The organism is Schleiferilactobacillus shenzhenensis LY-73 (assembly GCF_000469325.1).
GTDB classification, from domain to species: domain Bacteria; phylum Bacillota; class Bacilli; order Lactobacillales; family Lactobacillaceae; genus Schleiferilactobacillus; species Schleiferilactobacillus shenzhenensis.
Window position 1 is genome coordinate 22,860 of record NZ_KI271597.1, and the last position, 8,344, is coordinate 31,203.

The following is an 8,344-nucleotide window of genomic DNA, read 5'->3' on the forward strand; positions in this document are numbered from 1 at the left end:
CTCGCCTACATTCTCTCCGAACGTAAGGCCTTCGGCGTCAGGACATGCTCGCCAGAGGTGCCCCTGGACTTTTAAACTGTCAGCGACTGCTGTAATGACTGCGGATGAGGCTGCCAGAATTTTCTGAAGAGGGAGACTTTTCCAGTCTGCGAGAATGTAGGGTGACGGAGGGCGGAGCGGGCGGGGGCTCAGTGGTGAGATTGGCCTTAGCGGTCGGTCTTTGACCGCTTAGGCCAACGGCGAGCTTTAAGACAATGCGCACTTTGCATTGGCTTAAAGTCGCCGCACCACGTTCCAGCCCCCGCCAGCGGAGCCCAGAGTCACCCGGGCCAGAGACCAGACACTAACCTGCCTCGCAATCTGCGTGGCCCGGAGTCACCCGGGCCTAGACCGCAAACCCTCGTTTCCGCACAAATAGCCGCCGCCCAGTCATCTGGACAGCGGCTATTTGTATATCCCATCATGCCTGCAAGACTTTGTTCAAGAACTCCTGCGTGCGGGCTTCCTGGGGATGGTCGAAGATCTCTGCGGGACTGCCTTGTTCCAAGATTTGCCCACTTTCGAAGAACACAACGCGGTCGGCGACTTCTTTGGCGAAGCCCATTTCGTGGGTGACGATGATCATGGTCATCCCTTGCTCAGCCAGCTGGCGCATCACGGCCAGGACGTCGCCCACCATTTCGGGGTCGAGGGCACTGGTCGGCTCGTCGAAGAGCATGATGTCCGGGTGCATCGCCAGCGCCCGGGCAATGGCCACCCGCTGCTGCTGGCCGCCGGAGAGGGACGCTGGGTAAGCGTCCGCTTTGTCCATCAGACCCACCGTCTGCAAGAACTGGCGTGCCTCCGCGGTGGCAGCTGCCTTGTCGGCTTTCTTCAACTCTACTGGCGCCAAGATGACGTTCTCCAGCACGGTCATGTGGGGGAAGAGATTGAAGTGCTGGAAAACCATGCCGATTTTCTCCCGGATGCGGTTGATGTCCACGTGGGGCTGGCTAATATCGGCGCCGTCGATGAGGATATGGCCACTAGTCGTCGTCTCGAGGCCGTTGATCATGCGCAGGACGGTACTTTTACCCGCACCCGAGGGCCCGATGAGCACCACGACTTCGTTATTGGCCACATTCAGGTTGATGTCTTTGATGACGTGGTTGCTGCCGTAATCCTTGGAGACGTCCTGCATCTGGACGCGATACTTTCTTTCTTCGGTCATGCTTGCACCTTCTTCTGAACCCACTTGGACAGCCAAGTGAGCAGCGTAATGATGATCACGTAGATCAGGGCGACCATCGTCCAAATCTTGAAGCCTTCCATGTTCCGGGCAATGATGATCTTGCCGGTCTGGGTCAGTTCCAGGATGCCGATGATCGAGAGGATGGAGGTATCCTTGAGGGTGATGATGAATTGGTTGATGAAGCTGGGAATCATGATGCGGATACCTTGGGGCAGGATGACCTTGCGCAGCGCCTTGCCGAAGGGCAGACCGAGGGAGCGGGCGGCTTCCATCTGGCCGGGGTCGACGGCGTCAATACCGCCCTTGACGAAGGCGGCCGTATAGGCACCTTCATTCAAGGTGAGGGTGATGATGCCGGCGACGAAGGCGGGGACTTTGGTGCCGATCAGGCTGGGCACGCCGGTATAGATAAACAGGGCCAGTACGAGGAGCGGCAAACCGCGGAAGATATAAATGAAGGTGATCGACACGCCCCGGGCGAAGGCATTGGGCAGGACGCCCAACAAGCCGATGAGGACGCCGACGATGGTAGCGAAGATGATCGCCACGACCGTCACCAGCAGTGTTTCTTGCAGACCGCCCATGAGCGTCCCCCAGTTGGCCTTGAGCAGGCCGAAGAAAGAGCGGTCGGTTTCCTGGGTCTTCTTATTGGCCGCCGCTTGGGACTTCTTCGAGCCGGTCCCTAAGTATTTCTGAATGATCTTACTGTAGGTGCCATTGGCCTTCAATTTCTTCAAGCCAGCGTTGAACTGCCGGGCCAGGGCCGCGTGCTCCTTGGTGGTCGCGAAGCCGTAGCCGGTGGCGTTGGCCGGCTTGGTCACGATCTTCAGCTTCATGCCGGTATTGATGGCGTACTGCATGACCGGGGAATCCTCGAAGCAGGCGACCGAGTTGCCGGTGGTCACGTCTTGGTACATGTTGTTGGAATCATCGAAGGTGACGGTCTTGAAGCCGTATTTCTTCTGCAGGCTGGTGGCGTAAGCCCCGGCAGCCGTACCGGTCTTGATGGCCACCCGCTGGCCGCGCAGCTGCTTCAGGCTGGTGATCTTGCTGCCGGCCTTGACCGCCATGACGACTCCCACGGAATAGTAAGGGTCGCTCATGATGAACTTCTCCTGCCGTTCCGGCGTGATCGACATGCCGGCGATGACCCCGTCGATCTGCTTGGCTTCTAGCGACTGCACAGCAGCGTTGAAGCCCACCGGTTTAATGGTCACCTTGAAGCCCTCAGTCTTGGCGATGGCGTTCATCAGGTCGATGTCGATGCCGACGTACTGGTTCTTGTCGTTAGCGAACTCGAATGGGGCGTACGTAACGTCCGTGCCGATGACGTACGCTTTTTCCGCCGCTTGCACTGGCCGAGGAACGAATATGGTGAGAAAGGCGAGCACAGTCAGCGTGGCCGCTAACGCAATGCTTCTTCCGTGATGATGCATGAGACACCTGCTTTCTATGGAATTGACATAGAGCCAGTATACGGGGCAAGATGTGAGCTTGTCTATAATCTATGTCAGGTTTGCTGACACCCCGATAAGAAAAAAACACGCCGATTCCTTGGCGTGTTGGCGAATTGATTCACTTGCTCCGGCGCTTACAACTTGCCTTCTTCATGCTCCAGCTCCGCTTTGTGCGTGTCAGGCACATAGACGAAGTCGGGATTGATGCGGTTATCGATCGTGTCCCAGGCATCGTGCATTGCTTTATCGATGCGGTCCACTTCTTCATCATTGAACCGGCCCTTGCGGGAAACGGTGATGGGATCGCCGAAACCGACGATGAGCTTTTGCCGCTTCAGCAGACCCCAGAAGTGCAGCGGCCCTTGGTAGACGACCGGCACCAGCGGCACGTTGGCTAACCGGCCAATGAGGGCGGCACCGCCCTTGATTTCGCTGGAATAACGCGTGCCGGTGGGGAAAATGATTACTGACAGATTATTCTTCCGCAGGTTGTTGATGGGCGTCTTCACGGCGCTGGGACCAGGATGAGCCCGGTCCACAGGGAAGGCGTGGGCGTTTTTCAAGATCCAAGTGATGATTGGGTTTTTATGGAACAATTCAGCCTTCGCCATGAACGAAAATTCCATGGGACTGGCCGCCACGGCGAACAGTACCGGTTCCCACCAGGTACGGTGGGGGGCGACCATGATGAAGGTCCCTTTGGGGATTTTCTCCTTATCCAAGACGACCATGTGACCGTTCAAAAGAAAGATGACGAAGCGGATGATGACCCGGAATATGCGGTAAAGCATGATGTATCCTGCTTTCTTCACGTGAGATCCATGCTAAAATAGCACGGGCGGTCGTAAACGACCAATGCAACTTCAAATTATAGCAGAAAGGCGGTGGCCGCGGTATGGCTGAGGTCCCCTTATTACCCGGTGAGCGCATCGATCAGTTGCGCAGCGGCGGGATTGAAATGATCCAAAACGGCAGCGTCTTCGCCTTCTCCTTAGACGCCGTGCTGCTGGCGGCCTTCGCCCAAGTGCCGCCCCGGGGCCGCATCGTCGACCTGGGGGCCGGCAACGGCGCTGTCGGACTCTTCGTGGCCCGGCGCACCCAGGCCCACATTGATCTGGTGGAACTCCAGCCCCTGCTGGCCGATATGGCCCAAAGGTCGGTGGCCCTGAACGATCTGAGCGGGCAAGTGACCGTGCACAACATCGCGATGCAGCAAGTCCCCGGGCTGATTCCCAAGGACAGCGTCGATACCGTCTTGACCAACCCGCCGTACTTCAAGAATGCCCCGGCCAGTATCAAAAATCCCAATGCCCACCTGGCCGTTGCCCGCCATGAGCTGGCGGTCTCCCTGGATGAAGTGGCGGCCGTCAGCGCTGACTTGCTGAAGTACCAAGGCAAGCTCTTCATGGTCCACCGGCCCGAGCGGCTCGACGAGATCCTGCCTGCGCTGACGCGGCACGGCCTCGCCCCCAAGCGCCTGCGCTTCATTTTTCCCAAGCCCGGCCGGGAAGCCAACATGCTGCTCATCGAAGCCATCCGCGGCGGCAAGCCCAACGGCGTGCGTATCCTGCCGCCGCTGCTGGTCCACGATGCCCAGGGTCATTACACGCCGGAGGTGGACCATGTCCTTCACGGGAAATGAACTCTACTGGTTCTACGTCCTGCTGTGCAGCGACGGCACCTTCTACGGCGGCTACACCACCGACCCAGACCGGCGGGAAGCAGAACACAACTTCGACGACAAGCTGGGCGCCAAGTACACCCGCACCCGCCGGCCCGTCCACCGCATCTACCAGACCTCCTTCAGCACGCGCCACGACGCCCTCAGCGCCGAAGCCAAGTTCAAGCGGCTGAGCCGGCGGCAGAAAGAAAGGTTTCTGACGGCGAGGGGAGTGCGGTGGTAGTTTCTTTCACTGGCCCTGGTGACTCCGGGCTGCGCAGATTGGGGGCTGGAACGTGGTGACGGCGGTTTGAGCCCGCAAAGAACGCAGTCTCAAACACGCCTAACAGCTAATGCCGAGAGAACCACTCGGCATAAGCTGTTTCCACCACTGAGCCCCATCTGCTCCGCCCTCCGTCACCCTACATTCTCGAAGACGGGAAATGTCTTGCTCTACAGGAAATTCGGGCAGCCAACTCCCTGAATCGCCGAGTCTAGCGGGTCATATCTTGGTTCACGAGGCGGAAGCACGAAGCGCAACGCCGTACCAGTTGCACCATTTCCCAGTTTTCTGTATAATCATATGGTATTTCAAAAATACACATGCTTGCCGACCGGCAGCGGCGGTGCACTGCGGTGTCCGCGCCGGAACGACGCAAGCAGAGGAAAAAACTTTGGAGGTTTTTATCAATGGCTGTATTATCTATGAAGCAACTGCTCGAAGCCGGCGTGCACTTTGGTCACCAGACCCGCCGCTGGAACCCCAAGATGAAGAAGTATATCTTCACCGAACGCAATGGCATCTATATCATTGACCTGCAAAAGACAGTCAAGATGATCGACACGGCTTACAACTTCGTCAAGGACGAAGCCAGCAAGGGTGCGGTCTTCCTGTTCGTCGGGACGAAGAAGCAGGCCCAAGATTCCATCGAAGAAGAAGCGACCCGCGCTGGTCAATTCTACGTTAACCACCGTTGGCTCGGCGGCACGCTGACCAACTGGGAGACCATTCAGACCCGGATCAAGCGCCTGAAGGACTTGAAGAAGATGGCCGAAGACGGCACCTTCGACGTGCTTCCCAAGAAGGAAGTTTCTCTCTTGAACAAGGAACAGCAGAAGCTGGAACGGTTCTTGGGCGGTATCGAAGATATGCCCCACCTGCCGGATGTAATGTTCATCGTTGATCCCCGCAAGGAAGACATCGCGGTGCACGAAGCCAACAAGCTGCACATTCCCATCGTGGCCATGGTCGATACCAACACCGATCCGGACCCCATCGACGTTATTATTCCGTCGAACGATGACGCCATCCGCGCTGTTCGCCTGATCACGTCTAAGATGGCCGATGCCATCGTTGAAGGCCGTCAGGGCGAGGACAACGCCGATGCCGCGCAACAACCTGTTCAACCCGCTGCTGAAGAGGGCGCTGCCCCGGCTAAGGATTCCATGGAAGACATCGTCGAGGCTGTCGAAGGCGACAACTCTGCTGACGACAGTGCCAGTGATTCCGCTAATAACTAATATGTAACCCAGAAGCGGCCAGGCCCTAGCAGAATGATGCGGAGCGGCCGCTTTTTTACAATTTAAGAAATCCAATTTCATTAGGAGGATACATTCATGGCAGTTTCAATCCAACAGATCAAGGAATTACGCGAGAAGACCGGCGTCGGCATGATGGACGCCAAGAAGGCATTGGTCGATACCGATGGCGACATGGAGAAAGCCGTTGACGTATTGCGCGAGAAGGGCATCGCCAAGGCAGAGAAGAAGAGCGACCGCGTCGCTGCTGAGGGCTTGGCCCACATCTCCGTCAACGGTAACACCGCCGCGGTGATCGAAGTCAACTCTGAGACCGACTTCGTATCTGCCAACGACAAGTTCCAAAACTTAGTCAAGAACATTGCGGACACGATTGCGGCCGATAAGCCGGCTGACATGGACGCTGCCTTGGCCCTGAAGATGGGCGACGATACGATCAAGGCCGCGATTACGGAATTGACCGCCGTTATCGGCGAGAAGATTTCTCTCCGCCGCTTCAAGGTTGTCGAAAAGACCGACAGCCAAAACTTCGGTGCTTATCTGCACAACGGCGGCCAAATCGCTGCCTTGACGGTCCTCGAAGGCGCTGACGAAGAGACGGCCCGCGACGTCGCGATGCATGTGGCCGCCATCAACCCCAAGTACCTGGACCAAAATGATGTCCCGGCGGATGTCCTGGCCCACGAAAAGGACGTTCTGACCGAAGAGACCAAGAATGAGGGCAAGCCGGAGAAGATCATTCCTAAGATCGTTGAAGGCCGGATGCACAAGTATCTGTCCGAGATTGCTTTGGCTGACCAGGAATTCGTTAAGGATCCCGACCAGACCGTGGCCAAGTATGTTGCCAGCAAGGGCGGCAAGCTGGTCTCCTTCATCCGTTATGAAGTCGGCGAAGGGATCGAGAAGAAGGAAGAAAACTTCGTGGACGAAGTCATGTCCCAAGTCAAGGGTAACTAGTGTTTCTCAGAAAGCCGCAAACCTACGGGGGCGCGGCTTTTTGTCTGCTTTCTGACCGTTGTGCGATTCGCCCCGGCGGCCCAAGTATGGTAAACTATTGAACAGCAAACTAACGGAGGAATCGTAATGAGTGGGATCAAATATAAGCGCATCGTGTTAAAAGTGAGCGGCGAGGCCCTGGCCGGCAAAGAAGGCTTCGGCATTACCCCGCCGGTCATCGACCGCATCGCGAAACAGATCAAAGCTGTTCATGACTTAGGGGTGCAAGTCGCTGTCGTCTGCGGCGGCGGCAACATTTGGCGGGGCGAGACCGGTGCCGAACTGGGCATGGAACGCGCCCAAGCCGATTACATGGGCATGCTGGCCACGGTCATGAACGCCTTGGCGCTGCAAGACAGTCTGGAACACATGGACGTGCCCACCCGGGTACAGACCTCCATCGAGATGCGCCAGATCGCTGAGCCGTACATTCGCCGGCGGGCCATGCGCCACCTGGAAAAAGGCCGCGTCGTCATCTTCGCCGGCGGCACCGGCAACCCGTATTTCTCTACGGATACCACCGCTGCTCTGCGCGCTGCCGAAATCGGCGCCGACGTCATCCTCATGGCCAAAAACAACGTGGACGGTGTCTATTCCGCCGACCCGAACAAGGATCCCAACGCCGTTAAGTACGATGAACTGACCCAGCTCGACATCATTGCCAAGGGCTTGAAGGTCATGGATGCCACCGCCAGTTCGCTATCCATGGACAACGACATTCCTCTGGTCGTCTTCAACATGAACAAGCCGGACAACATCGTCCGGGTCATCGAAGGCGAGAACATCGGTACGACCATTAAGGCCGAAGCCGATGACGATAAGAAAGGAGCACACTAGAATCATGGCAGAAGAAGCATTACTGAAGAAAGCCAAGTCCGACATGGGCAAGGCCCAAGACGCTCTGCGCCGGGACTTAGCCGACATCCGCGCCGGCCGCGCCAACGCCGGTCTGTTGAACCGGGTCATGGTGAACTACTACGGCGCCCCGACACCGTTGAACCAAGTGGCCGCCATCAATGTCCCTGAACCCCGGGTGCTGACGATTAAGCCTTACGACAAGTCCGCTTTGGGTGACATTGAGAAAGCCATCCTGACGTCTGACCTGGGCTTGAACCCCGCCAACGACGGCAACGTCATCCGCCTGGTCATCCCTCAGCTCACCGGTGAACGCCGGCAGGAGTTGGCCAAGGAAGTCGGCAAAGACGCGGAAAACGCCAAGATCGCCGTCCGCAACGTCCGCCGCGACGCGATGGAAGAGCTGAAGAAAGCCGCCAAAGCCGGCGACATCAGCGAAGACGAGCAGCACGACCTCGAGGACAAAGTCCAAAAGATCACCGACGACGCCGTCAAGGGCATCGACCAGATCGCCAAGGACAAGGAATCGGAAATCACCGAAGTCTAGTTATTCGCGAGACCCGGCGATTTGGGCCCTCCGCCAGGGGGCCTGGAACGTGGTGGGCA

The 8,344-nt window shown here is 57.6% G+C and carries 9 protein-coding genes; 6 read left to right on the top strand and 3 right to left on the bottom strand.

Annotated elements, in window-relative coordinates; all coding sequences use genetic code 11:
* Positions 1-460: 460 nt before the first annotated feature.
* The 3 genes from L248_RS10630 to L248_RS10640 form a co-directional block, all read right to left on the bottom strand.
* Positions 461-1,210 (bottom strand): amino acid ABC transporter ATP-binding protein, encoded by a 750-nt coding sequence (locus L248_RS10630; protein ID WP_022530223.1) that lies wholly within the window; start codon positions 1,208-1,210, stop codon positions 461-463.
* On the bottom strand, positions 1,207-2,646 hold the full coding sequence (locus L248_RS10635; protein ID WP_425423454.1) for an ABC transporter substrate-binding protein/permease: 1,440 nt from the start codon (positions 2,644-2,646) through the stop codon (positions 1,207-1,209). The genes L248_RS10630 and L248_RS10635 overlap by 4 nt, the downstream gene beginning before the upstream one ends.
* Positions 2,647-2,822: 176 nt before the next feature.
* Positions 2,823-3,479 carry a lysophospholipid acyltransferase family protein gene (locus tag L248_RS10640; protein ID WP_052000009.1) on the bottom strand — a complete coding sequence of 219 codons (657 nt, stop codon included), beginning with the start codon at positions 3,477-3,479 and terminating at the stop codon, positions 2,823-2,825.
* Between the two features lie 104 nt (positions 3,480-3,583).
* Between L248_RS10640 and L248_RS10645 the strand changes: the two genes are divergently transcribed.
* From L248_RS10645 to frr, 6 genes are all read left to right on the top strand, one after another.
* A complete protein-coding gene (locus L248_RS10645; RefSeq protein WP_022530226.1) occupies positions 3,584-4,330 on the top strand; it encodes a tRNA1(Val) (adenine(37)-N6)-methyltransferase in 747 nt (248 codons plus the stop codon).
* A complete protein-coding gene (locus tag L248_RS10650; RefSeq protein WP_022530227.1) occupies positions 4,311-4,592 on the top strand; it encodes a GIY-YIG nuclease family protein in 282 nt (93 codons plus the stop codon). The genes L248_RS10645 and L248_RS10650 overlap by 20 nt, the downstream gene beginning before the upstream one ends.
* A 446-nt stretch (positions 4,593-5,038) precedes the next feature.
* Positions 5,039-5,869 (top strand): 30S ribosomal protein S2, encoded by an 831-nt coding sequence (rpsB, locus tag L248_RS10655; RefSeq protein ID WP_040536349.1) that lies wholly within the window; start codon positions 5,039-5,041, stop codon positions 5,867-5,869.
* 96 nt (positions 5,870-5,965) lie between these two features.
* Positions 5,966-6,844, top strand: coding sequence for a translation elongation factor Ts (gene tsf, locus L248_RS10660; RefSeq protein WP_022530229.1), 879 nt, complete (start codon positions 5,966-5,968; stop codon positions 6,842-6,844).
* A 126-nt stretch (positions 6,845-6,970) separates the two neighbouring features.
* Positions 6,971-7,720 carry a UMP kinase gene (pyrH, locus tag L248_RS10665; RefSeq protein WP_022530230.1) on the top strand — a complete coding sequence of 250 codons (750 nt, stop codon included), beginning with the start codon at positions 6,971-6,973 and terminating at the stop codon, positions 7,718-7,720.
* Between the two features lie 4 nt (positions 7,721-7,724).
* Positions 7,725-8,285 carry a ribosome recycling factor gene (gene frr, locus L248_RS10670; RefSeq protein ID WP_022530231.1) on the top strand — a complete coding sequence of 187 codons (561 nt, stop codon included), beginning with the start codon at positions 7,725-7,727 and terminating at the stop codon, positions 8,283-8,285.
* Positions 8,286-8,344: the final 59 nt, after the last annotated feature.